This is a genomic window from Sulfuritalea hydrogenivorans sk43H (assembly GCF_000828635.1).
In the GTDB taxonomy this organism is placed as follows: domain Bacteria; phylum Pseudomonadota; class Gammaproteobacteria; order Burkholderiales; family Rhodocyclaceae; genus Sulfuritalea; species Sulfuritalea hydrogenivorans.
On record NZ_AP012547.1, the window covers coordinates 1913663 to 1940029 of the forward strand.

The following is a 26367-nucleotide window of genomic DNA, read 5'->3' on the forward strand; positions in this document are numbered from 1 at the left end:
AAGCCTCAAAGTTGTCAACCGCAGGTCAGTAATCATGATGTGCTGCAGGCTCACAGAGTGAGCGTGAGCGCGCACAATATCGTGTCATGCATTGACGTTGCCTCGCGATTTATTGGAAATCTCAATACGTGTAGGTTATCGAAGGCGGGGCTCACTGAATGAGCATGTCTATTTCAGGCACTGATATATTGTCGAGGCCGAGAAAATGGTGCGTTGCCAGCGTCACCTAACGCTCAAGAGGCTGTTTGAGCCGTTTCCGCTGGAATGGCATGAGCAGCGAAATCAACTGATGAGAATATTCCCGTAGTAGAACTCGCAGCCTGGAACGCCGTGGCAAATGGTACGTCTGGCGGCAGCAAGAGTTGCCGAGTCTTCAGGCAAAACGGCACGACCCAGAGACGCAGTCCCTCTGTCTTCGGAAACACGAAGACGGGCAAGGGATCGCTGAAATTGTCAGTCTTGGGATAGATCAATACGACGTCGCCGACGCCGTCCAGATAACTCTGGCCATACGCTTGCAGCTGATAGAAGTCTGCCTGGGAAAGCTCGTACTTATCCGCCCCAGTGCCTTTGTTCCGGTCGAGCAGCTTCCACTTGGTGTCCAGCACACAGATATTCTGCTCCTTGTTGCGGATAACCAAGTCTGGCTTGAGCAGGAACCAGTCCTGATCGATGTGTCGGACAAGATGGTGGCTACGGGCCTGGGTACTCAGCTGAAGATTCGGCATCAGTTGAGCGGGCAGATGCTTCGCCACATACGCCTCGAACACGGCTTCCATAGGGAACAGCAGTGAGGGGGCACGATTACGACCAGAACCAGTAAGGGGCGAATCTTCATCGAGAAGCAGTCGTGCCCAGGCAAGTGAATCCCCGTAGTGGGTCATTCCACGATCGACACGGACTCGCTGAAAATCAACTCGGACCTGGGTGGAAATCGGCACCTCAGCGAACGTAAAGCACAGCTCACGGGCCAACTGCTGGTTCTCTCGGGAAACAGAATATTCAAGCGCCCGCCGCAAGGCCGCATGAATCAGTCGGTTTTCAGGACGATCAATCGAGTATTCGTCATGTTCCGTGTAAAAGCGGTCGGCTCGATGGAGGTTCTCACGTAGGTGAGTGGCCATCATTAGCTTGCCGCGTAGTGCAAACAAGCTTCCTTGGCGAATTGCGTAGTCGCTACGCAGTCCGCGTTTGACAACTCGATCAACGGCCGCCAGAAATTCTGCGATGAAGACTTCCAACAACGGCATCCGGGCCGACTTGAGCCGAGCACTCTCTGTCTGGATGTGTCTGAAACCACGCAGGCAGCGCAGCATTTCCATGAGGAGCTGCTGTGCATCCTTGGCACCACCGCCAATGGCTTTCCCAACCTTCGGAAGTACCTCGAGCTGGAAGTTATCTGGACATCTAATCACACCGACATAGTTTGTCAGCTGCAGGGCTCGACGTCCTCTCCGCTGCACGAGCCGAATCCATGCGGCGTCACCATTTTCGGAGTTACGCAGGCACAACTCTTCAAGCCAATTGAATACTCTAGCGGGTACAGCATGCAAACCTTCGGCCTCTACGGGTTGTCCACTCGAAACGAGCGAGTCGTACTCGTAGATGGTGATGCCGTTGGTGCGCAACGTCGTCACTGGTTAGTCAGCCAAGGTTACATAGATGCCGATATAGGCATCGGGGTTGCTGAATGCGGATGCTTGAATCTGGTACCGAGGCTTCGTGGTGTAGGAATCCAGACCATGCCCCGTACCAAACAACCAGGTGAGATCCGATTCCTGATCGGCCGACTGAGCCACGAAGCGCGCGTTGGTTTGCTTCTGGTTATCGGCAAGCACCAGCTGAATCTTCTGCCAATCTTCGAAGAAATACTCTTCGAGCAACGGCAGAATCCGATTGCGGAATACCTCCGTCAGGGCGTTGAACCTCTCAAGCTCATCCTGGATCGACTGCAGAGATGTGAAATAGGCGTGCCCGATGGTGTGATCACGGTCATACAAAGCCTCAATACGGGCGTTGATGGCCGCCAACATGCGCGGGACATCGATTGTCTTGTCACCCATCCTGACACGCAGGTTATGCAGCGGTGCCCCTGGCACATCGCTGACATTCGGCATGATCGCTTCGAAATCAAAACGTCTCCGCAGTGCCGTATCCAATAGCGCAAGCGAGCGGTCGGCAGTATTCATGGTGCCGATCACGTCGACATTGGAGGGCACAGAGAATGACTCTCCCGAATACGGAAGGATCACTGAAATCGGATTCTCAGCCCCCTCACGCTTATCCGTTTCGATCAGTGTGATGAGCTCCCCGAAAATCTTGCTGATATTGCCCCGGTTGATTTCATCGATGACGATAGCGAAGCGTTGGGTAGGCGCCAGACGAGCACGCCGGCACAACTCCTTGAAAACACCTGGACGAATTTCGTATTGAACTTGGCCAGGTGTGTTGTCGCTGTTATCCAATATTGGCCGCAAGCCCTCGACAAACTCTTCGTATCCGTAAGACTGATGGAAGGTCACAAAGCTGTAGCGCTGAATGGCACCCGTTGACTCCTGTCCCTGCTTCAATCGCTCCATAAGCTCGATGATGTGAGCGCAATCATTCTGCCAATCCCCTGCGAACTGCCAATACGAATCTTCGGTCTTGTCGAAGATCGCCGGAGACAAACGCACCTTCATTCGAACGGTGGTTGATTCCTCAATCGTGTGGTTTTGCAATGTCCGCCAAAGGGTGGGCGTGACTGACTGCGAACCTTTCTTGGACGCCAGTGCCTGTACGAACTCGTGTGCCGCGAGGTCGTTCACCTTTACCTTGCCAGTTGTTCCCGCCAGCGCATACAGCGATGCGGCAGCCACCTCCCACCATTTCAGGTTTGCAAAGTGCTCGGCAATGAACTGACGTCGCCATTCGTCCGGTGATACGGTATCCAGCCCTTGCTCATACTCGGCCTTGAGCAGCTGCTTGAGCTTGTAGGTTTTTCCAGTTCCAGGAGGACCATAGTAGATACGATTGATAGCTTTCATGCTTGTCTCCGGCTCATCCGGTGCTTCGATTCCTAGTTCATCAGGCCAATAGCCCGGCCTAGCTGAGGCCAAAGGGCAGTAGGTGTTAATTGCGCTACGCTCTGCGACGAGCGAGGTTTCTAAACTTGCGACCACCTCTTCAGTGAGTGGCTCTCGATGAAGTTCGGGTAACGCCCCAATCCCCTTCAAAGTAACCGTCTTTGTTCGTCGTCCTCTGACGATTCCGAGAACTGCGAAGGCACGTTCGCTCTCTGCCTCTCGACGACCGAATCTGACCTGGGTATTAATTCCAACATGCCACCAGTCGAGTCCGACTGAATGCGCGGCTCTGGCTAGTCGGCAAAACAAAGATGCCTCCGTCGCGGACCAAGTTGCCCGGTTTTCTCTGAAAGCCGCGTTGGTGTCGAAATGTTTGAGGATTTCCTCATCCGAGAGGTCTGGTGGAGTTTCAAGTTCGATGGGATCAATCGGATCACCGCTCAAACTGGCCAATTCAGCCAGGTCGGTGGCGAAATACGGCTTTAACAAGCTACTTTCAAAATCTGGCAGATCATCCTCGCCAACCTTCCAGAAGGTTGAGTTCCCTTGCGGTGACCAGCCCTTCTTATTGTCGGTATAGCGATCTTTGCGTTGCGCTTGCTTGAGAACGCGGTATTTCCGTTTAAGCCATCCAGGCCCTTTGTCGCAGGGGATGGCCTCTGAAAGGAACTGACCCACCAATTGTGGGCTGTTGCCATGGCATAGATAGAACAGTGTGCCGACTGGCGCCTCCGCGAAGTCCTTCCCTTGCTTGCCCTTTTGCTGATCGCCCGGACCAGGTGCGTTGGTATTACGGTCCATTACAGCCCAAGCATCGTTCAGATATTGTTGGCGCTCGGCGTCAGTAAACACAGGGGAGTTGCCATGCGAGAGCTTCCAGATTTCGAGGTTCATCTTGCTCCATACCTCCCAGAGTTGCTTCCCATATTCCAGGACGCCGAGATTCTCCGGGCACTTGGATATAGCGGCACGCTGTAGCTCGGCCATGCTCTGACTTGCGGACCCGCCAACATATGCTGCAAGCGGTGCGCGCTTGAAGATGTCTACGATCACCGGTGCTTCGCGGTTCTGGTAGTGAAAAGCAATCTTCCACTTGAAGGCCTCACCCAGATGCTCGAAAGCCTCAATGCCATCCAGATCGCCATTTTCTGCCATGGTCGCAACCTGGGTGACATAGCTGCGCACCTTCTCGAACGCTTCTTCTACTGATGCACCGAGCGACGAGTACCAACCGTAGGAACCGGAATAGCTCAACTTGGCGTTGCTTTTCTTGTCGTCGGTGTCTTTGCGCGAGAAGACGCCGAATTTGAATGACGACCCGCCCCAAATGCTTCCAAGGTCTTCTAGGCGCTTCTCGATCCAATAGGTAAATGACTCCTTTGACCCAGCGGAGGTGTACTCATGTAGCTCCATCTTGGCGAGGCGTGATACCGGCCACTTTTCTCGAAACTCGTCCCAGAGCCTGTAATGCTCCTTCAAGTCATCCATCAACCCGCCTCCCGCGCATCACTACGCTTCAAATATTCGATTCCACATGGCATGCTACAAAACCGGAACTAGTCAGGCTATTCCTTTCCAGCCAGATCAAAATTGAATGTCTTGGCGCGACCAACCAGGTCCTGGATTCACAGAACTCTCGCTCAAACCACGACATTGCTTCGCCCAAGGACTGGATGAGTTGCATTTGAGTAAGTGCCATGACGAACGATGTCCTATCGATTTGGGAATACTGGTTGCTGCCGCAAGGGAAAATATTGCGTGTTTATCTTGCCTGAGTAAAACAATCTGCCATCGTGATACGAGCACTCAGAGTCGTACCACATGTCGGTCCGCCTTAAGCTTTCATTGTTTCTGCAATCTGTTTGCGCAATCTTTATCGCAGCTTGGTCGTGAGCACGCGCAGCCTGGAATGTCCAGTAGCCCTGATAGGGTTCACCGGGGTCGGTAATTTTTCCGCTCGAGGTCATGGACGACATACGAGCTATGGCCTTGGTATCTCCCTTGGCGGCTTGGTCACGTAACGTCTTAAAGGTGATTACATCTCGAGCAGACTTCCCGGTTGGCTCTGCCGCCATATTCGGCTTTGGTTCAACCGCAGTCTGAAGCAATGGTGACGATCTGAGCGCTGCATCACTCGCTGGCAAATGCTCAACGCCGGTTGCAACAGCCGCCCCCTTTGCGGCGGTTGCACCTTCGGCCGCAGTTCGCCCCGCGGTCGCGGCTGTAGCGGCCTCCTTGGCCGCTGTTCCACCGCCCTTGAACAACTTGAAAAACGAGGTGATTGCCTCAACCGGAAATGCCTGTACTTGGCCGGCTAGTAGCATCAGCGCACTGACTGCAATAAACCGCATTTTCATTTGCTGGCCCCCGATGGCTGCTCGTTGGAGTTCCTTTCGAACGGATCCCCAATCTTGAGCTTGGTTTGGTAGTAGGGCTTGAACTGATCGGCTTTTGATTTCGCTTCTGCAACCTGCGCAGCATTCATCGCCTTTTCGATTTCCTTGAGTTGCTTGGCTGCGGCCTCCTGGTTACCGCCTGCCCCAAGTTCCCGTACCGCAAGGGTTAGCCAGAAATAGGCTTCGACCAAGTCCTTTCTTACGCCGAAGCCCTCAGCAAAGCATGAACCCAAACTTAGGTAGGCAGTGGGCTCGCCCTGCAGAGCCGATCGTGTGTACCAATAAATTGCATCGCCACCAGACTTGGGAAGGCCTTCGCCGGTCTCGTAAATATCGCCGAGATTGTTCTGTGAGCCGGCAAATCCGATTCCTCGCCACTCGGATGCGCGTCGATACCATATCGCGGCTTCGGCGAATGACTCCTTCGTGTTTGCCTGTCGCAGGAGTAATCCCAGGTCATGCATGGCCAAGAAGTGCCCAGCCTCTGCAACGAGTCGAAGCGCCTTTACGCCATTGGCCATGTCACCTTGGGCGACTACCTTCCTGGCCATGGCGTAGGCAGTATCCAACCGCTCGGAGGTCTGGAAGTCATCATCCGTGATGCCCTTCTGTATGGCGAACTCGCCAGCTCTAGATGAACTTGACTTCGAAATGGGTGGCGGCCCCGATGTGAGTGCGTTGGCGTTACTACAAAGTAAAGAAGCAACCAACCCGAGGGCAGCAGCACACCGGCTTGTCTTAAGTGTCATAGAGCGATCCTTGCAATAGCCGATTGGAAATCTGGACGGGAATGGTCAGGCCGCATTTTGACCCTTAGTCGGCAGTTCAGGCCCTTTCTGGGGTTGCGGACGACTTTCTTCCAGTTCGATTCGCTGGCGCAGAATCGCCGCACACGCAAATGCCTTCACAGCCGAGTTACGGAATTTCTTGTTTTCACCGATCTTGGTAAGGGTGACAACCAATTCCTTCGCCATTTCCTTTTTCCCATGCCTGAGATACTGAATAGCCGTCTCGGTTCTCAGATCAATCCAAGAGTCCATATCACCCGGCAAACTGGGGAATTCCTCTGAGATGCGATTCACATGGGAAAGGACCCGCGCACCGACCTCGGATTGCCCCATGAAAAACGACGCCCTGGCAAGGAATATGTAATACCGGTCGAGCAGGTTCTTCATCTCTCCTGAACTGGCACCCGTCTCTTTCATGCTGGTCGTTGCGTATCGACGCATGGTGTCCACCAAACTCAACGCCTCGGCGATATTTTCCTTGTAGACCTCTTCGTTCTTTTCATGGGCTGCGACGATGGTCTTCAGGAGCGGCATGAAGTTCTTCTCGGCACTATCCAAGCCGAAAGCCAGTTCATCGAGTTTCTTCAGGTTGCAGTATTTCTGTACAACCGGGATCCACAAAGCAGCACCTGCTTTCGGAGCCGATGCGATAGTTGCGCAGTACAACATGATGTTGTCGGCCTTGTTGGAGAAGCTTCCCTGCCGAAGCACCTTTTCAAGTTCGTCGACGAATCGGTCACGTTCAATTGTCGCGGCCTTTTCGTCGCCATTGACGATGTAGTAAGACGACGCATGGATGAATGGCTCAAGTTCGGCATAGCCATCTTTGGTGGGCTTGATTCCTCGCGTCAGCGTCATCAGACGTCTGGCCGAGCCATCGCTTTCCCGCCCGAAGTACTCAAGAACTCGGCTGAGTCCAGAACTCTCAGCAGTTAGAGACGCGGTCGCGTTCTCGATCAGACAAGCGCGATCGTATGTCCTCTTCTCGCAATCCTTGATAGGGCCGATCGCACTCGCTTCAGGCTGTTCAGCGCCTTCTGCTACTCGGGCGAAGTACTCTCGCTCGCGGATTTCCAGTGAGGATCGAAGCACCTCCTCTTTCGATTTCTTGACGATCTCGAAGTCGAACTTTGCCAGGACGGCGCCTGATTGTTTGATCTCGATCGTGTATTGGCCGATGGGATCATCGGGGGCCACTGTCCAGAAGTTCCCGATCACTTCTTCGCTCGCATCAACATCGATACGTGTCGTAAGCGTTCGGCCATCTTTGCTAAGGGATGTCTTGGCCACGTTCACATGGACATTCTTTGCCGGCGCAGGCATCCGTAGAACCTCGGAAATCTCCGAGGGCTTCTCGCTTTTCTTGATGCGAAGTATCCAGCCGTAGGCAATACCCTCGGCATTCGGCACCTCCACCACCCGGATGAGCCGTGGGGCTTTTTCCTTGGCGGTGAAAAGAACGCCAAACTTCGACTCCATCACGGATATCCGTTCCGCAGAAGCCGCCAGAGAGAGTTGCGGGGTTGCTATCGTACTAACGGTCAGGATTGCAACCGCCATCAAATGGCGCAATATTTTCATGACTGGACTTCCTCATGTTTCGCTGATTTTCCGACTCCCATTGCGACCAACGCTTGATGTTCCATCAGCGTGAGTTCTTCTTCAATTTGGTCTAAGTCATGAACGAGGCTCACCGATGTCTCGATCAATACACTGGCGGGACGAAGGTCATCGATTAGAAAGTCTTCCATCGAATGACCAAGAGCGGATAGACGTATTTCCGTTGAGGGGTGCGTGTCCGTTGGGTGGACAGCCACCGATGCGCCAATGCCGTCAAAAATCTCTGACTTTGAATTCTTGACAACAATCTCATGGAACATCGAACTGGTGTTCTGATATGCCTTTTGTTCTTGTAGTGCTTCAACCATTGCAGAACGAATAAGACTCCACGCCGGTGCGTAGGCCGCCACCTTGATCAGCGAGGTGGCCAAGGCGCTGGACGATGCGACAGAGGCGCCTGCTTTATCGGCTTCGAGTTCGCGGTCGCGCCCAATTGTTCGTTCTGCCTTTGCAAACTGCCCCATGAAGAAGGAAAGGAGCGCTGTCGCTGGGATCAGGCCGATCGACTTGAGTCCGAACTCCTGGGGTTTGCCGTCACCGTCGCTATTCAGTGCTTGAAGGGCCTGAGCTGTGCCAGCATAGATCGGATAGAAACGAAGGCTGAAGTCCGTATCCTGACCACGAAAATGACCAAGCTCGTGTCCAATTACCGCTGACAACTCTGGAACAGAGAGAATTCGCATTAGAGGTAGTGATAGGTAGAGCGTCGTACCTGTTTGCGACACCGGCCCCGGATATGTTTTGACTTCAGATGCCGTGACATAGAAATTTGGTTCGAGGCCGAGAACAATATTGTTTGGTGGTGTGGCGCCCAGTTTTTTGGCAATCTCCTCCACATGGTTCCAGAGCGTCTGTTGCTGATCCCGGCTTACGGATTTGCCGATGATTGAGGTTGACAGGTTTTTTGAGATCGACAGACCCGCCTCAAGCATCGTGAAAGCGCCGATAAAAGCACCTACGGCGATGGCTCCGATGACATACCAGTGGACTCGGTGAATAGCTGTGGCTTCGAAGATGTATGCGCCGTAGCTGGCGATAGCGCCCTGAACCAAGATCAAAATGAACAGGGCAAACAACATCCCAACGCGCAGTGGTGAAAATACCCTCAGCAATAGCTGACGATCAACTGCTGCCTTCCGGGCGGCAAGGATGATGGCAATCAGGAGCAATATCCCCGCAGCCAAGGCAGCGATGCTTGCGTTTTGCAGCCAAGATATGTGTTCCAGTCTCGCGCAAATCGATTCCTGAGACGAACCGGATGCTTCACAATATGCGCGAAGCGAGTTGAGTTGCTCCAGACCTGCAGCACCGAATTGCCGATTGACGACTTTGACAAACTGCTGCTGCAGATTCAATTCGCTGAAGTATCCCAGCAGCCACCCGATAATCGGGATTACTGCAACCATCAGGACGGTGAGTACTAGTTTTCCGGTTTCTTGCTGCGATACTTCTTCTGGCGATGTGTTTCTCTTTCGCTCATATGCCGCCAGTTCAGCTTCGGCCTGCGCCTTGGCCAGGACATTGGGATCGGTTGGATCGACGCCTCGCTTCTGGAATTCGGCGAGCGCGATTTTGCGCGCCTCGTCAGTGATATTCCCTGAAAGGTACCGCTCTAGCAGTTCATACGTCTGCAGACCGGCATAGTGCTCGGCGATTTCTTGGCTCTTCTTTGACATCTCTTTTCCCTAGACGCTCTGGTCTTCCGTCTGCCACAACCCGAGATAACCTCCCGAGGACTTCCATAACTTGATCAGATGGCCATAACCTGGCCACACCACCGCACGCTGAAATTTTCGGTTTGCCCATGGCGCCCCAAGGAGCAGGTAATCCGGTTTTCCGGCTTTATTACCCATCACGGTCCGACAGAAAATCTGTCTCGAATCGAAAAAGTGTGTCCAATTCCATCCAAATCCCTCCCCAGGTTGGATGATTGCAACTACAGACGGCTTTACGCGATTGGAATGGTACAACGCATGATATGCCGCCACGCCATCTGCCGCCAAGTAAAGCAGGCTGAATAACTCGGGTCCATGGCTATCAGGAAAGTCAGACAATCTCTGAAAAATAGACCAAAAGGCATAAGGCTTCACCTGCCTCTCCCTGTATCTATTTGGATTCCCGTCTAGATGCACATTGAGGTCAATGTCATTCCAGGCGTGATCTAACGGAAGTTCATCCGGCGGCAGGAGACGAGAGGATTTGATTCTGTAGCCTGCGAAAGCCCCGTCTGCCTTTAGCAGGCTCTCGATTTTGTCGGACGGGTATCCGTAGTCAGCATAGATGAAACTGTTACTGAAGCCTCCAAGGTATTGCACTGGACGACCATCAATACCGCATGCCGGGTAGTACACCGATCCATTGAGCAGGTCTGCCATTGGCAATGCATGCTCAGCGGAGATGGAGTGCAACCATCTGGGCGTGGGTTGCATGGGTAATACGGCGGGCATGCGGTCAGGCTCCAGCCTTGTCGCCGTTGCGTGACACCAATCGAACAATTTTCTCAACTGGCTCATGGGGTCTCTGATCCCCAGCGGAAAGCTTGCGTCGATACGTGGTTAGTTTTCCATCAGCGTCCTTCGCTATCATTTCTGTAGTCGATATCGACAAAACGCTGTCATCCATATCGCCATCGAAGGGGAATGGCATGTCTGATTCCAGGACATCCCAAAGTAATTTATCGCCCTCTACCTGCCAACGACCGCTGTAGTGCCATGTGTCCAGGCCCTCACATTTGCCTTCAGCCTGAAACGTACCATCGGAATTGAAAACCGTAGCGACATCCATTTCTGGATCGTCAGTTCTTGTCAGCCATTCACCAGCAATGAGCGTCACATCGAAATTGGGATTTTTTGCTACAGGTTCGTCAGGAGAAATTCGCCGCTTGCCGTTTGTGCCTTGGCCTGGCTGGAAGTCGACGCCGTTTTCCTTGAGGAAGTCGAGCGCGCGCTCATCACTGTTCTCAGCAGCCTTCTTTAGCCATTTGAGCGCGTGAATCCAGTCCCGCTTAACGCCCACACCCTCTGCGTGCATAACACCGAGTAACCCTTGGGCTTTCGAATTACCTTGGTCAGCCGCTGCAAGCAACCATTTCGCGCCGGCGGCTGGGTCGGGTTCGACCCCGTTCCCAAAAACAAACATCTCACCGACGATCGTTTGAGCCTCGGCGTCTCCTTGATCCGCTGCAAGGCTGGCCCAGCGGCCGGCCTCTGGATAATTGCGCTCGACGTCGAGGCCGTAGTAGTAGATCTCAGCCAATCTACGCTGACTGCGGAAATAGCCGGCTTTAGCGGATTTGACCAACCACTCGCGAGCCTTTGCTGCATCTTTCGACGTACCTCGACCCCATAGATAGCACTCGGCCAACATCCATTGCCCACCATTGTCTTCCTGAAGGGCAGACATCTGTGACCATTTGAATGCCTCATCATCATTTTGCGGAACACCAGCGCCGGTGGTGTATAGAAACCCCATCATTCCCTGAGCAAATGCTTGGCCTCGCTCTGCGGCTTTCATGCACCATCTCGCGGCCTCTTCCTGATTGAGTTCGACACCGTCACCCCTATATAGGAGTTCTGCCACCATCGACTCACCGTCTGCACTCCCGGCTTCAGCGGCCCGCATAAACCAACGGAACCCCTCGTCTGGATTCTTGATAACACCAATTCCATGTTGGAACGTTGTCCCGAGGCTCATCATTGCCTCAGTGCTTCCTGAATCCACTGCCGCCATCAGCCAACGAACTCCTTCAGTACCGTTGCGCGGAATGCCTTCTCCTCGGAGATAAAGCCGACCAAGCCGAACTTGTGCAACTGTATTTCCACTTTCCGCTCCGACTCGGTACCACCTCTCAGCCTCTTTGGGATTCTTGTTTGTTCCTTTGCCTGCCTCGTTCATCCATCCATAGTAAAAAATGGATTCGGGATCCCCTGCATGTGCTCCCTTGCGATACCAATCAATCGCAATTGCGTCATCTTCAAGGACACCATCACCCTTGCGGTACATCTCACCAAGAGTTGCTGCTGCCCGGCTATCTCCTAATCGCCAGGCCTCCTCGAAAAACGATTTGCTACGAGAGGTATTTCGACTTTCGCCGACACTTTTAAGATTCAATATGCCGAGTGCAATCATGCAGCCGGTTACATCGAGATCTACCCCTGTCTCATACCATTGGCGAGCTTTCGGTAGGCTTCTATGAATTCCAATTCCCTCCTCATACAGTCGGCCAAGCCACAAAGCTGCATATTTGTATCTGTCGCTGATCGCCTTCTCAAGCATGGCAACACCTCGCTCAGGGTCGAACTTGCCTTTCGCTCCCGTAACAAGGTGGTGGCCTAGCGTTGCGAGGTATGACGGGTCACGAGCCGCCGCCTTCTCGAACCACTCAAATCCACGGTCGATATCCTTCTCGACAAACTCCCCGCTGCAGAACACTTCGGCCAACTGGATGCCCGCATGGTCATGGCCATCAGCAAATGCAGATTCAAGTATTTGAAGTCCAAGCTTGGGATCTGCTTCGCAATCGTCACCTGTAATCTTCATCACGCCGATGTGCGCTGTAGCGAGAGGTTCGCCGGTATCCGATGCTGACTTGAGCAACTCGAACCCCCTGGACTTATCCTGTGCGACGCCTTCACCGGCGAGGTACATCAACCCCAGGTTGCAGCAAGCGCGTAGTTCGCCGGCTGCTACAGCTTTGAGATACCACTGCTCGGCTTGTTTCCTGTCCATGGCAACGCCAGTACCATTGGCCGAGAACTTCCCCATGTGAAACATGGCAGTTGCGCTTCCGGCATCAGCCTTCAGCCTGATTTTGTCGATGCCACTCACGAATGCCGTGGTGTTGTCGAATTTGCCATCTGCCAGGACGTGGAATCGTTTCTTGGCGTCATCAATATGTGCGGCCCCCTCCGGCTTGTGCCGAAGGTAGGCAGCAAAGTCTGCAGCGGAGTCGCTGTGTTCAATTGCTGACCACAGGATCTGGTCTATTTCGCGATCGTCGTACTTGATCATGAGGGCACCTTGCCAATATTCGGCTCAAATAACGCCGAGAGAGTGCGCACGCACAAGAAAATCGGCTTCTGCCGCATTCGGTGAAAGCGGTACGGAGGGAAGGCCGCTCGCCAGTTCCCGTGACGGTATCAACTGGTTTTGGATATTTGGATTCGCCGGCATGTAAGCACGTAGTTCTAAAGCCAGCATGTCGGTGTCGGCCTGATGCACCTCGTCTGGCATTGGCCACGGAAGAGAGAATCTCTCAGCGATCTTTTGCTGGATGGCATCTTCCAGTCTCACGTATTCTTGAAGCTGGCGCTTTACTGGTCGAGGAATGTCCACCATGTAGGCTTCGCTGGCATCATGCAGAAGAGCCCACTTCGCGAGCATTCTGTCCTCCGGATTGCACTGGCGGATCAAATCAGAAGTCAAAACGCTATGTTCAGCCACACTGTAGAAGTGACGGCAGTGCCCACCGAACCGACAGAGCTTGGAAAGTGCAGCAGCAATGTCCTGAAGGTCAATCAGTTCCGGGTCAGGATTGAGGACATCGAATAACTTGCCGCTGTAGGTCAGAATGGACGATGTCATTGCTGTGCGCTTTCAATAAGGTCGATGCATCTCGCCTTTCCTGCTTTCGTACATAGCCGGTCCGGATCGGGCATGATGTCAATTCGAATCAGGTCGAGCCTGTCGGCATCCCAACATGTAGCAACCGTCGGATCCCCATGGCCTGACTCATGTGTGTGGCCCTTGCATGCAATTTTCAGGAGTTCAAGTTCGCATGCATCGAGGTTGATCAAGGCACCTTGTAGTTGGGTCACCAGTTCAGCCGCCCGGCTTCCGTGAAAAGGGTCGCGGCCATCGTTCTCCCGACAACTGTCGTGCAAGAAAGCAAATAGCTCAACTACGGTAGTGTTTGCCCCGGTGGACTTGGCCAGTGCCAGGCCATTGGCGCGAACGCGGGACCAATGTTTGACGCCATGGATTCCATTCCAGTCCAAACGGTAGTGCCCCTTGAGGAACTCAAGCAGATCAGAAGTGATTACGCGGTCGGATCCAGCATCACAGGCGTCGCCCCGAATGTGATGTTGAAATAAGTCGCGCAAGCTTTCTTGTAGAACGACGAATCGAATTTCCTCGATGTAATGAAGCCGGGGACGCATCTGACGGGCCGTTTCAACAAGAATCGGCACGGCCTCCTCAGGAGGGTATGCATATACGCCCATCGAGATTGCCGGAATGGCAAGGCGTTTCAGTTTTTCCCGGTCTGCGACGATGAGGGTATTTCTCATGGCAAGGGCCAGGTGATGAGCCGGTTCAGGATCAAACAGATACTTGGGGCCTCGGGTGTGAATCACTTGATTCGCGCGTAATCCAAAAGCCGGGGTGGCAACTGCATTGGCCAATGCCAGTGGCGCGTGGGCTCGACAATGCTCCTCGAGTTCTTTGCCTGCCGCTCGGTGGATAGCACCGCAAACCCCGGATCCTTCCCTGAGATTCTCGTTGGCAGAATTGACGAGGCCATCGCAATCGATCTGCTTGGTGATATCCCCAAGTACGACGGTGATGTCTGCTGGCCGTGAGACCTTTGCCCGTTGTTCAGCGATTTCATAGAGCCTGGTGAGTGCGGCTTGTATGTCTTCCGGCAATTTCAGCCAGGCCAGACGAGCCATTGATTCCGGGATCCCGAAAAGTGCTTCGGCCAGACCTCCGGCAATTGCCGCAATGGTGTCGCTGTCACCACCGATGGAAATCGAATTCCTGATGGCATCTTCGAAGTTTGTCGCCTCCAGTGCGCAGGTCAAGGCCTGGGGAACCGTATCCAGAGCACGCTCGTTATAGCGATACCAGGGACGAATCTCATCAACCGATTGACTTAGGTCGTAACCGAATTGCTTTGTGATGTTTGCTCGGATCTCAGATGCACTCAGCCCTGTCCGCGCCCAATAGATCGCCGCTGCAGTTGCCGCAGCCCCACGCATACCTTGTGGGTGGTTGTGAGTTACCCCGGTGACGTGATCGGAGAGCCACACGGCTTCCTCAAGGGTTCTTGCCAGGAATCCTGCGGGAGAAACCCGCATACCGGCACCATTGCCGTAGCTGTTGTAGGGACCCTCATCATCATCGCCCAACCATTGAGCAAACCGCATTCCCCAACCGCCATTCTCCCAGTAGCGTCGCCCCCATTCCCGCAGTGCGACAGCCGGATCAATGTGCCGAGTCAATGAATCGGCTACTGCTGCAGTACATACCGTGTCGTCGGTAAAGAAGCATCCGGGTTGAAAGAACGGATCGAAGTCCTTTGCCTTGTAGTTGTTGAACTCGTAAACCGAGCCGACGATGTCACCAATGACGGCGCCTAGCATGACGTTTCCCCATTGTTCCAGACCACATTGACAAAGGCTGGAAGAATCTCGGCCGCCTTGCCTTGCAGAAAAACATCGGCGTGCGATGAAAGTGATGTCGGCTCGGGATTGATCTCGATGATCGTTGCGCCAGCCAACTTGGCCCTGACTGGAATGCTGGCGGCGGGTTGCACTTCCAATGAACTACCGATGCAGATCAGAAGGTCACAGGTATCCGCGAGCCGCGTCGCACCGTCAAGGATATCGATGTCCAGGGGCTCACCAAACCAGACGATGTCAGGGCGCAGCAATGCGCCGCACCCCGGGCACCGTGGTACTGGCCCGGCTCGGAGTTCGATCGCTGCGAGATCTTCTTTGGATGCATAGGGGTCACATTCATCATAGGTCGCGTATCCATCGCAAATGTGGCAGATGATCGGACTGGTGTCACCGGCAAACAACTCGTCCGTATCCACAAAGGCCTTCAGCCGGAACAGGCTGCCATGCAATTCCAGAACATTGCGGGTTGCAGCCCTCTGATGCAGGTTGTCGATGTTCTGAGTAATGACTGTGAGGTCGGCTACACACGCCTGCAGCGTCGACACGGCTTTGTGGCCTGGATTGGGCTCGGCATTCCGAACGAACTCCGCCCGATGGACATACCAGTCCCACACCAACTGCGGGTTTTTGCGGAAGGCCTCGGTACTGGCGACGTCTTGAGGGTTGAACTTCGACCACAAGCCGGTCTGGGCATCACGGAAGGTAGGGATACCGCTTTCAGCAGATATCCCCGCCCCCGTAAACACGACCACCTTCTGGCAATCGTGAAGTTTCTCGATGAGATCAGATTCAAGCATTGAGTTTCTAGTTTCTACCATGACTAATGGATTGTGATCTTTTCCTCGCCAAGCCTAGATTGTCCCATCCGGGCGGTTGTCAAACTGCGCCTTACCTTGGGCTTTCTTGCGCCGCAGGTAACTTGCCGATGACGATTCGGAGGCAAGGTTGGCCAGCATTTCTTCCTTTGCAGAAAGCCGGCGACTCATCTTTCCAGATGAATAGAGCGCCTCCTTCCGGAACCGCGCGCCGTCCATTGCCTTGGCGAGATCGGCCATCTCAGACAAGACCTCCATCACCCATGGATGATCGGCAAAGCGCTTCTGTGCCTCAGCGATCATCTTCTGGATTGCATCCCAATCACCGTACTCGGCGGCTGCCCGGGCTTGATCAAGGAATTTGCCGGCTTCCAATTCGGTAAGACGGGACCGAACAAGTGGATCGTCCAGCAACGCTTCCCAGGCTTGCGGAGAGAGGGCTTTGAGCGCCAGCGCTGCATCCTGGAACGAAATCGGCGCCCCATCAACGGTGCTGGCAGAAACGGCGGCTTGCAGAATCTGGTTACCTGACTCCAAGGCCAGGCCGGCCGGAATTTCGAGTTCGACCAGCGCCCATGCTTCAGCACCCCACGGGATATCCGGCAAACGGATCAATGGGAAGCCGTCGCGTTCCTCAACGGGATAGTCGTTAATCAGTGTGATCTTGACGCCTTGAGGCGCGGCCAAGGAAAGCCGAACATGCCGCGCATAAAGGTTGCTGATCAGATCGAACTCCTCGGCAAACGGCTCGAACAGATCTGCTGCCGTATCGCCGTAGTAGTGATTCCCGGCTCCTCGTTTGCCCATCTCGACCATCAGTTGCTCGTTGAAATCCCGCCCCAGGCCATAAGTGGAAGTCGTCACCCCCTTCGTAGCCGCATCGGCGCAGTAACTGGCAATCGCGTCGGTTTCGGTGGTTTCACCTTCGTTGGCGTTACCGTCCGACAGCAGAATCACCCGCGCCAAGGCCGCTTCCATCGCCTTGGGTTGCAAGGATTCCATGCCTGATTTCCAGCCGCCGTAGAGGTTCGTGTTTCCTCCGGGCCGGATCTGCGATAGCGCACGGTGCAGGTGCTTCCGGTCACCGACAGCAACCGCATCCACGAGGGTCCTGATGTTGTTGTCAAAGACAACCAGTGAAGCGAGATCCTTTGGATCCAGTTGGTCCACAATGTACTTGGCGCAACGGACTGCCTCGATGAGTGGGGCGCCCGACATCGACCCGGAGCGGTCGATGACCAACGACAGGTGATACGGTTTGCGATCAACTTTGTTGACGGGGTCAGGATCAGGCGCCTGAGTGCGCACCAATACTTGAAGTTTCTGGGCCATACCTTGGATCAGGGCAGGCTTGAGCGGAGTGATGAGAAGCTGGGAAACGTTGTTGGTGGACATCTGGTCTCCTGTTCGCCCGACGTAAGTGTCGGGGCATGGGAGACAAGATACGGGGTGGCAGGCTCACCAAGTGAGCATGGCGGAAAGCCTTGCCGCACAAGGCATTGGGGATTGATATTTCTAAACAGCCTGAGACGGGATGTTGAAAAGATGCTCTACCAGTTCGGCAATGGAATCTAGCTTGTCGAATTTCCCGGAATTGATGACCCGAATGTTTTTGCGTTCAGTTTTCACGCCCTTTGAATTACCTTTGGCGTGCTTTGCGATCTTAAAATCGCTTGGTTTCGATCTCTCAGTGAGCGCCGTACCAGGCCGAGCACCATGCCATCGATAAGGACCAATCGACATCGATACTGGGTCGAATCTCACCCAAATGACACAGCCACAAGGCTTTTTCCAAAGTTCCTCATGAACCTTCTGACTACTAGTGGTTGCTTGCAATGCTGATGATTTCAGTTGAATGTGACGAATAATCGAGTTGGCTTCGATCACCAAATCGTAACCACCAGCATCTGTTTCTGCCCGTAAGACGTCCACCTCATGGCATCCGAGTCTCCATAGGTGTCGCAGCACTTCACCGATAAATACATGTTCGATCAAGTTTTCTCGGCGACTGGAATGTATGTTGTCAACCATGCTCATTTGGATTCCACTGCCTTCCCAGCCCGATATGCCTCAGCTGCTACCTCTAGACGATTAATGATCATTTGGCGCAACGCCGGAGGCTCCAGCACCTCTACCTCGGGCCCGTATTTCAGAATATCCATGACTAACTCGCCATCACCACTGTATGGAATTTCAAGGATGTAACTACCGTCAGGCTCCCAATGGCTTCGCTGGTCCACATGCCAGGTTTCCTGCGAAGTCCAGCGCGCTTGCCACGGACTAAATCTCAAAGTCGCCCATTGCACTTCGCGGCCGGCGTAAATGCCGTATCCGGCGCCCAGCACTGCATCCAGTTCCTCATCTGCGACATCAACAGCTGACTGGTCGAGCGTAGTTGCTCCGCGAATGGCATCCACGGAAAAGGTTCGAATTGCATTCCTCAGGTGACACCACGTATCGAGGTACCAGTTTTCCTTGTAGCGAACCAGGCGCTGGGGAGAAACGTCCCGATCAACAGTGGTATCCAGGTGCCTGTCGTAGTGACTGAGACGGAGGCGTTGTCGCGACAACGTCGCTGAGGCACACTCTTCAAAATGCTCAAGGGTGAGTTTTCGTGGATTGGATGGAAGCAGAAGAATTCGCTTCCGGATCTCGTTGGGAGCGTGTTTACCTTTACTGAGTAACTGCTCCAGGCGCTTTTTGAGTGGCGCGATGTGGGGACCAAGTAGTCCCGGTTGTATCGATTCAAGAAGACCTTCAATGGCAAGGAGTGCATTGATTTCCGTCTCGTTGAACCACAGGCCAGGCAACTCATGCATTCCATTGATAGCGGACTTCTTATCCAGAAAATAACCGCCAAGATCGGGGTCATAGACCACGGGAGCATTCATCTGACTGCGTAGAAACTCAATATCCCGTGTGAGAGTCGCCCTAGCGACCTCGAGGGTGCTCTGCAATTCCTTGCGCGTAATGAACCGCCTGTTTTGCAACAAGTTATGCAGTTTGTAGATTCGGTCAGCCTTTTTCATCGGTTATTTGCCCGTAAGTCGCTGTTCATTCCGCCTCGAATTAAACGACATAAGACCCGATTCGGGGTGACTAGCATACCGCACGTGATCCTACCTCCGGTTCAAGAGGATTGACGGACCTGTTGTCCATCAACTTCCCCATTGCCAAGTGACCGGAATGAGCCTTTACATAGCGTCGGCGAGAATTATAGGCGGGGCGAATTACGGGGTATTGGTCAGCCGAAAATAGACGATCCTATTCCGCTCAACGGTATTGAAGCGCTGAGGATTCAGCCGTTGTAATCCGAGTATCTGAGCACGCGAGACTTTCACTCGATTTTTCAGTATCGCCTCGACATCGCTGACGGCGATCAGCAATCCCCCCTCCTCCTCGATCGCATCAACAGATTTACCACGGACAGTTTCGATCAGGACTGAAATTACCTCGTCCAGCAGTTTCATCTTCTTTTCGATCAGTCTTTTCGCGTTCGCATCTTCCGTCTCCGCGATTTGCATGATCGCGAGCTTCGGACTGATTTCCTCAGTGACTATCGCCTTTGTTTCTGCTGCCGCCTTTTGGACACCTGGCAATTTCTTGATTGACTCTGAGGAAATCCCAAGCAACTCGCGCAGGACCGGTTGAACACGAATGACCTTCCAGGGGGCGCCGATTCCGACACGCACTTCCGTCACCCGCCTGAATGGCTGCATGGGATCGACGACCAACCATTCGCGACTCCCGAGATAATCCAGAACTGCCCTGCTCTCCATACCTCGGTCCTTGATGATGTCAGGCCATTTCAGGCAAAGGACACCCGTCTCATCAAGATAAGTCAGCTTTTTCCTGTCACGCCTTCCTGCCCGGAAATCCTCGGCTATCCCCTTCAGCAGTACCCCAAGTTCATCTTCCGGAAAACTCGCCCCCGTATTCATCGATGAACATTCGGTCGGGACCGATACCGCTTTAGTCACCGGTGCAACAGGATTGTTAGGAACCTGATTTGGCAACACGTTCAATTCTTCGCTGGGATTCTGATCCTGGTTTGGGATAGCGGATGCTTTATCGTCTACCAATCGACCTGCAATTGGCACCGGTAACTGATCGAGGACTGTGGATGGTTTTGATATACGGATGGCTGTCAGTCGAATGTGCGGGATTTTCTCAGTCAAGGGCGCCGGGGCGATCTGCCAATATCGCCCTTCCCCGCTGCCGTCCCCCTTGATCTCTGCCAGCTTCCGTTCTGTCAGCATGTCCAGGATGCTGTTGGGCGTCCTGGGCAGTCCGGGTAGTTTCTCCCGGTTGATGACTGCGGCCATTTCTTCGCCGGCGATCGGCCAGACCAGATAGAGATGGCCTTCCATGAACCAGAGTCGCGACCCCGGCACATTGACCGTCCACGTACTTTCGCGCACGAGCCGTCGCATGATGTCGAGGAGCATGCGTTCGACAGGAACCCCGATGTCGTATCCCGCGAAAACGCTACCCAAGGTTTCCATATCGCGGGCAACGCTAACCTGATCGGAACGTACCACCAAGTTGTGAATCATGTTGGTCTGGCTTGGCTGACACGCGATCGACTCCGTCATCCACAGCACCAACTCGGGATCACCGCCATAGATCCACCCCATGGTGTTGCGACCGATGATCCTTTCGGCCAGGAGTATCGACACCGAGGTATGGTCGCGACCGCGATTGGGCCGCCAGTGCAGGAAGTAGTGGTCGACCGCATTGGCACTTGCCCAGGAATACAGATCCTCTGCAAACGGGTTCCAGGATTTTTCGCCATCCTGGCTGGTAACTTTCAGGTCCGTTATCGGTTTGCCGATGTCGTGACACAGTGCTGACAGGAAGACCGCCACATGCCAGCGCGGCTCAATCTCGCGACGGCGTCTTGGGGTCTGGTCGCCTGGCAGTAACACGCGATCGCCAAGTTGCAGGGACCAAAGAGCCACTTCGACAGCATGCCTAAACAAGCCACCCGCCCCCCTGTGATGATGGCTTTCGCTGGCCGGCAACAGGTGCACATAGGAAGCGAGGCTGCGTAATGGGGAAAGGTAGTACTGATCGAAGATTTCCCTGGATGCCAACCCTGACTCCTGAATCTGACCGATCAACTCCCATTGCGTCTCCAGCAATCGATCCGGCGAAGTTGCTGGCAGACCTTTCATAAATGGCGGGTAGCGAGGTATGTCTTCTTCCACCGGATTCGAAAGCATAGGGATAGGCGACGGATCGATGACGCTCTCGTCTTCTTTGCCGATGACGCGCCTCAACATCCTGAACACGGGATCAATCTCTCGGAATGGGAAGGACTTGATACGGTTTGACCGACCTAGAACAGGCGCATGGCTTGTCCAAGAACCTGGTCATCGGCAACCCAGCCCGTTAGCGCATAGCGTGAGTCGATGCTATCGGGATGATCAGCCGATACGAAATAGTGGCCCTTTGGAATTACCCCGGTGGGTCCAGGCTTCAGCGGCACCCCGGTCTTTGAATATTCCTTGGCAAACCCCATTTCCCTGCCATCAACAAAGTAGCGCCGGTCGCTGGCCGTCACGCTAGCGCCAGGTATGCCGGTCAGACGTTTCACGAAAATACTGCCTCGTGGATAAGGCCAGTCGTTTTCCCACCGGAAGGCCACGAACTCCCCCAGGCTAGGAAAGGTTCGCTTGTCGATGAGAAAAATCGTTCCAGGCAGGCTGTCGGTCAAATTGAGCGTCACCATGAAAACCTTGGTGAACGCGAGATAGCCAGCCATCCACCAGAGTACGACGGGTAATCGCCATAGGCGCCAGTGTGTGTGAGTCTCAGTCATATCCAGACTTTACGGAGGCCATGACGCTATGGATGATCGAAATGCGGACTTTCCGGCTGCATTTCAATTCCCCGAACGCTGCGAACCTTGTCAGGATCGGCCCGCTTGCAGTTTTGAGCTTGTGTGCGAAGCTGATGCGAAACCACGGAGAACACCTGATGAGTACCGCCGCAGTACAAACGTCCAGCCTGATGACATGGCTTCCCCTGGCAGCCATTCTGTTGGCAGTCTCAATCCTGATCAAATGGGGACGGCAAAACCGTCATCGCGATACCATGCGCCTCAATCAACTCGACACTGCGCTAGCTTCGATCAGGGAACAGTTATTTCTGGTTTCCACGGAGTCAGTCCCTGAGCGTTCCATCGTCAAAACGATTGGTTTCGTGGAGTCGATGTCGGGCATCGAAGCAACGTCCGACGCGGACTACCTGCTTGCCGAACGGGAAGCCTTGTTAGCACTGGGAAAGCAAGCCTTGGCGATGGGGGCGAATGCCATCGTTGGCTTGCGAAAAACCAATACGCACTACGATCAAGCGGGTTCGCAATGGCGTGTTTCTCGGGTGACCTACCTGGGAACAGCCGTGGTCGTCAAATCCAAGGTATAGCCTCATCGGCAGTTATGACTAAACTCATTCTCAATTGCTGCGACCGCGTATGACTTGCAATCCTTAGTCGATGCCTCTTTCGGACCCAAAGTGGAATCACCACGATGGGGATTGCTGACGTTCAATTATCAGTGATGTGATTTTTTGGGCAGAGCTGCCGAAGCAGCCTTGCATCAAGCCACCGGATTTTCTTGCAAGAACTGAATCAAGGCATCGAATCTGGACTGTGCGTTACCGCTCGGATCGACAATGCTGTGGCTAAAGAATTTCTCGATGTTGGCCGCTGTTATTTCCATCGTGAGCGGGTTGTAGGTCGTACCGTTGGCGCCTCCCGCCATGTTCCCTCCCTGTCGAATCAATGCGATCTGGCTAATACCTGCGGCGGCCTCTGTATTGCCGCTTGCCACCGCCTTGTCATACAGCGCCTTTTCCGCCGGACTGAGGTTGCCAAAGGTATTGACGAACCCTGCGGCCTTTTGCACGTAGTCCAATTCATCGGCGGTAAGTTTTTCTGGGGGCTTGCCTTGCGCAGTGATTTCAGCCAGCCTCTTGTCGTTGGCGCGCACGTAATCTTGCTCTTCCTGCGTTCTACTCATGCCATCCTTGCTTTTGATCGCAGCAAGCCTTGCTTCGACAGACTTATCCACGCTTGCAGTAGTTGAGGATGCACCCGACGATGCGAAGGCCTCCCTAGCCGCGATAGAAATATTGATAGTATCGGCAACATTTGCCGGCGTTGTGATCGGTGTTTGCCGAGGTGTTAGCGAACGCGCAATTCCGGCGCCAGAATAATGTGCTGAAGTGGATTGAACGATCATTGCATGCCTCTATTAGCGAATAGTCACTTGCTCCATGCAATTGTTATGCCGAGAAATGTGCTGGATAATTTCTTCAGCGGGCAGCCTCGGAATGTCCTGAATGGCGACTATGGGGACAGGTCCGCAAATGATCGGTTCCAGTCTGTGGATCCTCATGAATTAAGCAATGCTCGTCAGAACAAGTTTGCGAAGTCACGCCATACCCTTACCGCAAGTTTCATTTCTTACCCTTCAGGGTATCCATCACATATTGACCTGGCGCATCACCCTTCAGGCCATCGACAACATTCCCTGCCGCCTCACCCACGTTTTCGACGAGTTCCGCCCCTTTCCCGACCATGGAGGATGGCTGGAGTTTCCTGAAGTTCGATGGCGTGGAATTGTCCTGATGCACTTGAGTGGCGGCCTCCTGCCGATCCCGCACCTCATGGCTGTTTCTGGAGAACTCCTTCATCGCCGTGTGCATGGCCTGGTCGCTCGGACCGGTGCGTGGCGATACGCCGGCTGCTCCGCCAGCGCCTTTCACCTGGCCGATAAAGCCGGTCCCGTCGGCTTCAACGCTTGATTGCCCGGGTACGCCGGCGCGACCCGTGGCATGGCTAGCGCGAACAGCATCCTCTCCCTGTACCTGCCCCGCCATCTGCCCCAACATCCGGTCGTAATTCTGTGCCGTGTATTCCTCGATATAGGGACGCAGACGATGCGGATCCCCCATGATTCCCTGGAACCGCTCGTAGTTGTATTCGAGCTTCGGCAGCAGGAAATCCTTGATGAAATGATCCTGCAACTGGAGATTCGATCCCAGCTGGCCTGAGTGGGAAAGCTCCCACATCTGGCGATGTCCTTCAGTCTCCTGGAGCGAAGTGCTCAGTGCATCGCGTGACTGACGCGCACGGTCCAGCGAGGCTCGCTGACCTTCCGAACCTGCCGTTCTTCCTTCATCGCTAGTCCGGTAACCCCGCTCCCAGCCATTGTCGATCACCGTCCCGACCTTCTTGCCGAAGCTCGAATCACGGGCAAACTGGGCCATTTCCTCCAAGGCCCGCATCGAATCGGCCGAGTTACGCAACTTGGCCGACATCTCGACGCCACCCCGCAGGCCGGCAACCTCAAGCAGCTTGGGAGTGCTCATCCCCATTGAGGCGCCGACCATCATTTCCATCGCTACCTTCTCGCTGACGCCGAGCTTCCTGGCCCACTGATCCACCTGCCGCAGCGATTCGTTGGCTTCCTGGCCGCGACTGGAACCCATGCCGTGCCGATAACCTGTAGTGTCACTGGAGGACTTCGCGTGAGATCGCTCGAATCCGGCTTCCTGCTTTAGCGCCGCCAGAGCACTTTCAGCGTATTCCGAGGAATGCTGTTGTGTTGACTGCTGCGAACGCTCGTAATTTTCCTTGGCAGCCGCACCCAAGGAATCGTTGAGCGCCATGTCGGCCCGCACATCGCTCTTGGCCTGTTTGACGACAAAACCGCCCCCGGAGAAATGGTTGTAGTCAAAGCCGCCTTTGGCCTGAAACTGGGTCATGCCCTGCCGCAGGCTTGGATTCATGTCCACCGATAGCCCGCGCATCGTGTCGTGGCTTGAGTTGTTGAGCGAAGCATTGCCCATCTGCATGTTGCCCATGGCCAGACCACTGGCGATCTTTTCCGGGTCGCGGGGCGGTCCGACCAGTCCGGCGACGGCCTGTAGCCCCACCTCCCCTCCTTTTACGATGGCGGCCGCGATAGCGGGAATGGAGATCACCAGCATGCCGGCAATGGCCTGATCGCTGACGATGGCCGAATTGAGGAAGCCGATCTGCTCGATCGACATCCCGGCCCCGGCACTGCCGTTGGTGTATTGGGCGCGGGAATACATAGTGATGATGAAGTTCATCACGGCATACAGGGGCGCCCAGAGTTGAATCCAGAACAGGCTCGCCGCATAGGACTTGATCACGCCGGTTGCCTGGTGACCGCTCAGGACGACAAACAACAGGAAGACCGGAAAGATCGCGTACTGGATCATTTCGATGGCGTTGCGCACCTTGGGCATGGTTGATTCCGCAATTCGCGCCATCAGCTTGTAGGAGTCGCTGGTGGAGCGCAGCGATTGCGCCATCGCCAGATTGGTCTGCGCGCTGGCGGCATCGCCCAGCTGGGCTGGCAGCATGTACTGGGCGTCGATCATGAAATTCGCGACGATCGCTTGCTTGACTGTGTCCTGCGCCGATGATGAGATCCCCAGCAGGTAATTCGTGGACGTTGCCAGCGAACCGGCAACCGCCAGCCCGGCATCGGCCGTGGTCATCCGGGGATAGAGGCGCGTCCCGAGGAGATTCATCTGCCGGGTCGCCTCGGCGTTGATCTGGGTGGTCAGGGTCTGGTATCCGACATTGCAGCCCACGGTGCTCAGTAAAGTCGGATCAGTGGTGTCCCTGATCGTGACCAGCCGAGCCGGATTGGTCTTGCCGTTCAGACTGGACCAGATATTATTGACCTCAAGGATGTCCTCCTTCATACGGATGTAACCGGTGGCCACATCCGGCGCCACGCACTCACGATAGAACTCGAGAAGGTTGCCGGTAATGACGGGATTGCCGCTCTTGATCGCCTGTCGTTCGGCTAGCACCCGGTGTCCAAACAATGTGCCGTTCTTGCGGAACTTCACATCGTCCGGCAAAGCGAAAACAGTCTCGAAAGCACCGGTCAGCCAGTCGCCGACCTTGCTCATGGTGTGCGCAAACGCGCCCAGCCCGATCGGCACATTGGCCACGGCCCTGGGTGGTTCGTTGCCGGTACGATCCACGATAGTGACGGTCACCTTCGGGATCAGCAGCATGGCCTGAAAAATGGCGAGGAAGAAAAGCCACTTCCACATGCCGTCCAGCCGCTCACGTCCCGTCAGCGTGGCGATCACCACGACGATGATGCCGACGATGGCGATGGTTTGAAGCAAGCCCCGATAATCTGCGCTTCCCATCAGGGATGCGATGGCGTTAAACATCGCCTCCAGTTCGGCGACGTTCCAGTAGGCATAGACCTCGTACATGG

The 26367-nt window shown here is 54.5% G+C and carries 19 protein-coding genes; 1 reads left to right on the plus strand and 18 read right to left on the minus strand.

Annotation, left to right across the window (positions count from 1 at the left end):
* Positions 1-233: 233 nt before the first annotated feature.
* The 16 genes from SUTH_RS09320 to SUTH_RS09390 form a co-directional block, all read right to left on the minus strand.
* Complete coding sequence (locus SUTH_RS09320; protein WP_197539567.1) at positions 234-1637, minus strand: McrC family protein; 1404 nt, start codon at positions 1635-1637, stop codon at positions 234-236.
* 3 nt (positions 1638-1640) lie between these two features.
* Positions 1641-4553, minus strand: coding sequence for an McrB family protein (locus SUTH_RS18420; protein WP_052473480.1), 2913 nt, complete (start codon positions 4551-4553; stop codon positions 1641-1643).
* A gap of 224 nt (positions 4554-4777) precedes the next feature.
* Positions 4778-5422, minus strand: a complete 645-nt coding sequence (locus tag SUTH_RS09330; RefSeq protein ID WP_148312897.1) for a hypothetical protein — start codon at positions 5420-5422, stop codon at positions 4778-4780.
* A complete protein-coding gene (locus SUTH_RS09335) occupies positions 5419-6210 on the minus strand; it encodes a tetratricopeptide repeat protein (protein WP_041098793.1) in 792 nt (263 codons plus the stop codon). The genes SUTH_RS09330 and SUTH_RS09335 overlap by 4 nt, the downstream gene beginning before the upstream one ends.
* Positions 6211-6255: 45 nt before the next feature.
* A complete protein-coding gene (locus SUTH_RS09340; RefSeq protein WP_041098795.1) occupies positions 6256-7830 on the minus strand; it encodes a hypothetical protein in 1575 nt (524 codons plus the stop codon).
* Positions 7827-9545 carry a M48 family metalloprotease gene (locus SUTH_RS09345; RefSeq protein ID WP_041098797.1) on the minus strand — a complete coding sequence of 573 codons (1719 nt, stop codon included), beginning with the start codon at positions 9543-9545 and terminating at the stop codon, positions 7827-7829. The genes SUTH_RS09340 and SUTH_RS09345 overlap by 4 nt, the downstream gene beginning before the upstream one ends.
* A 9-nt stretch (positions 9546-9554) precedes the next feature.
* Positions 9555-10244, minus strand: a complete 690-nt coding sequence (locus SUTH_RS09350) for a hypothetical protein (protein WP_041098799.1) — start codon at positions 10242-10244, stop codon at positions 9555-9557.
* Between the two features lie 76 nt (positions 10245-10320).
* Positions 10321-12879 carry a tetratricopeptide repeat protein gene (locus tag SUTH_RS09355; RefSeq protein WP_041098801.1) on the minus strand — a complete coding sequence of 853 codons (2559 nt, stop codon included), beginning with the start codon at positions 12877-12879 and terminating at the stop codon, positions 10321-10323.
* A 24-nt stretch (positions 12880-12903) separates the two neighbouring features.
* Positions 12904-13452: an HD domain-containing protein gene (locus SUTH_RS09360; RefSeq protein WP_041098803.1), complete on the minus strand. Its 549-nt coding sequence runs from the start codon at positions 13450-13452 to the stop codon at positions 12904-12906.
* Positions 13449-15230, minus strand: coding sequence for an ADP-ribosylglycohydrolase family protein (locus SUTH_RS18815; protein ID WP_070099335.1), 1782 nt, complete (start codon positions 15228-15230; stop codon positions 13449-13451). The genes SUTH_RS09360 and SUTH_RS18815 overlap by 4 nt, the downstream gene beginning before the upstream one ends.
* Positions 15224-16066: an SIR2 family NAD-dependent protein deacylase gene (locus SUTH_RS09370; RefSeq protein WP_041098805.1), complete on the minus strand. Its 843-nt coding sequence runs from the start codon at positions 16064-16066 to the stop codon at positions 15224-15226. Before SUTH_RS09370 ends, SUTH_RS18815 begins: the two co-directional genes overlap by 7 nt.
* Before the next feature lie 54 nt (positions 16067-16120).
* Positions 16121-17479 (minus strand): vWA domain-containing protein, encoded by a 1359-nt coding sequence (locus SUTH_RS18425; RefSeq protein WP_052473481.1) that lies wholly within the window; start codon positions 17477-17479, stop codon positions 16121-16123.
* Between the two features lie 120 nt (positions 17480-17599).
* A complete protein-coding gene (locus tag SUTH_RS19410; RefSeq protein WP_148312898.1) occupies positions 17600-18121 on the minus strand; it encodes a hypothetical protein in 522 nt (173 codons plus the stop codon).
* Entirely contained in the window at positions 18118-19113 is a 996-nt protein-coding gene (locus SUTH_RS09380) for a helix-turn-helix transcriptional regulator (RefSeq protein WP_041098807.1), read from the minus strand. The genes SUTH_RS19410 and SUTH_RS09380 overlap by 4 nt, the downstream gene beginning before the upstream one ends.
* Positions 19114-19314: 201 nt before the next feature.
* Positions 19315-21369 carry a MobH family relaxase gene (mobH, locus tag SUTH_RS09385; protein ID WP_041098809.1) on the minus strand — a complete coding sequence of 685 codons (2055 nt, stop codon included), beginning with the start codon at positions 21367-21369 and terminating at the stop codon, positions 19315-19317.
* Between the two features lie 56 nt (positions 21370-21425).
* Complete coding sequence (locus SUTH_RS09390; RefSeq protein ID WP_084207323.1) at positions 21426-21908, minus strand: S26 family signal peptidase; 483 nt, start codon at positions 21906-21908, stop codon at positions 21426-21428.
* A 158-nt stretch (positions 21909-22066) separates the two neighbouring features.
* On the opposite strand from SUTH_RS09390, the gene SUTH_RS09395 reads away from it, so the two are divergent.
* Positions 22067-22513, plus strand: coding sequence for a heavy metal-binding domain-containing protein (locus tag SUTH_RS09395; protein WP_171817346.1), 447 nt, complete (start codon positions 22067-22069; stop codon positions 22511-22513).
* A gap of 173 nt (positions 22514-22686) precedes the next feature.
* Here the strand turns inward: SUTH_RS09395 and SUTH_RS09400 are convergent, their stop codons facing one another.
* Together SUTH_RS09400 and SUTH_RS09405 are read right to left on the minus strand one after the other, a co-directional pair.
* Complete coding sequence (locus tag SUTH_RS09400) at positions 22687-23331, minus strand: hypothetical protein (RefSeq protein WP_148312899.1); 645 nt, start codon at positions 23329-23331, stop codon at positions 22687-22689.
* A 217-nt stretch (positions 23332-23548) separates the two neighbouring features.
* A complete protein-coding gene (locus SUTH_RS09405) occupies positions 23549-26365 on the minus strand; it encodes a conjugal transfer protein TraG N-terminal domain-containing protein (protein WP_041098815.1) in 2817 nt (938 codons plus the stop codon).
* Between the last annotated feature and the right edge of the window lie 2 nt (positions 26366-26367).

What these genes read in the sequence shown, in the direction of transcription:
- SUTH_RS19410 (WP_148312898.1), bottom strand. Translation starts at nt 18,121, where the DNA reads ATGAGCATGGTTGACAACATACATTCCAGTCGCCGAGAAAACTTGATC.
- SUTH_RS18420 (WP_052473480.1), bottom strand. Translation starts at nt 4,553, where the DNA reads ATGGATGACTTGAAGGAGCATTACAGGCTCTGGGACGAGTTTCGAGAA.
- mobH (WP_041098809.1), bottom strand. Translation starts at nt 21,369, where the DNA reads ATGTTGAGGCGCGTCATCGGCAAAGAAGACGAGAGCGTCATCGATCCG.
- SUTH_RS09370 (WP_041098805.1), bottom strand. Translation starts at nt 16,066, where the DNA reads ATGCTTGAATCTGATCTCATCGAGAAACTTCACGATTGCCAGAAGGTG.
- SUTH_RS09360 (WP_041098803.1), bottom strand. Translation starts at nt 13,452, where the DNA reads ATGACATCGTCCATTCTGACCTACAGCGGCAAGTTATTCGATGTCCTC.
- SUTH_RS09405 (WP_041098815.1), bottom strand. Translation starts at nt 26,365, where the DNA reads ATGTACGAGGTCTATGCCTACTGGAACGTCGCCGAACTGGAGGCGATG.
- SUTH_RS09350 (WP_041098799.1), bottom strand. Translation starts at nt 10,244, where the DNA reads ATGGCAGACCTGCTCAATGGATCGGTGTACTACCCGGCATGCGGTATT.
- SUTH_RS09355 (WP_041098801.1), bottom strand. Translation starts at nt 12,879, where the DNA reads ATGATCAAGTACGACGATCGCGAAATAGACCAGATCCTGTGGTCAGCA.
- SUTH_RS09395 (WP_171817346.1), top strand. Translation starts at nt 22,067, where the DNA reads ATGAGTACCGCCGCAGTACAAACGTCCAGCCTGATGACATGGCTTCCC.
- SUTH_RS09335 (WP_041098793.1), bottom strand. Translation starts at nt 6,210, where the DNA reads ATGACACTTAAGACAAGCCGGTGTGCTGCTGCCCTCGGGTTGGTTGCT.
- SUTH_RS09345 (WP_041098797.1), bottom strand. Translation starts at nt 9,545, where the DNA reads ATGTCAAAGAAGAGCCAAGAAATCGCCGAGCACTATGCCGGTCTGCAG.
- SUTH_RS18815 (WP_070099335.1), bottom strand. Translation starts at nt 15,230, where the DNA reads ATGCTAGGCGCCGTCATTGGTGACATCGTCGGCTCGGTTTACGAGTTC.
- SUTH_RS09380 (WP_041098807.1), bottom strand. Translation starts at nt 19,113, where the DNA reads ATGAAAAAGGCTGACCGAATCTACAAACTGCATAACTTGTTGCAAAAC.
- SUTH_RS09390 (WP_084207323.1), bottom strand. Translation starts at nt 21,908, where the DNA reads ATGACTGAGACTCACACACACTGGCGCCTATGGCGATTACCCGTCGTA.
- SUTH_RS09340 (WP_041098795.1), bottom strand. Translation starts at nt 7,830, where the DNA reads ATGAAAATATTGCGCCATTTGATGGCGGTTGCAATCCTGACCGTTAGT.
- SUTH_RS09400 (WP_148312899.1), bottom strand. Translation starts at nt 23,331, where the DNA reads ATGATCGTTCAATCCACTTCAGCACATTATTCTGGCGCCGGAATTGCG.
- SUTH_RS09330 (WP_148312897.1), bottom strand. Translation starts at nt 5,422, where the DNA reads ATGAAAATGCGGTTTATTGCAGTCAGTGCGCTGATGCTACTAGCCGGC.
- SUTH_RS18425 (WP_052473481.1), bottom strand. Translation starts at nt 17,479, where the DNA reads ATGTCCACCAACAACGTTTCCCAGCTTCTCATCACTCCGCTCAAGCCT.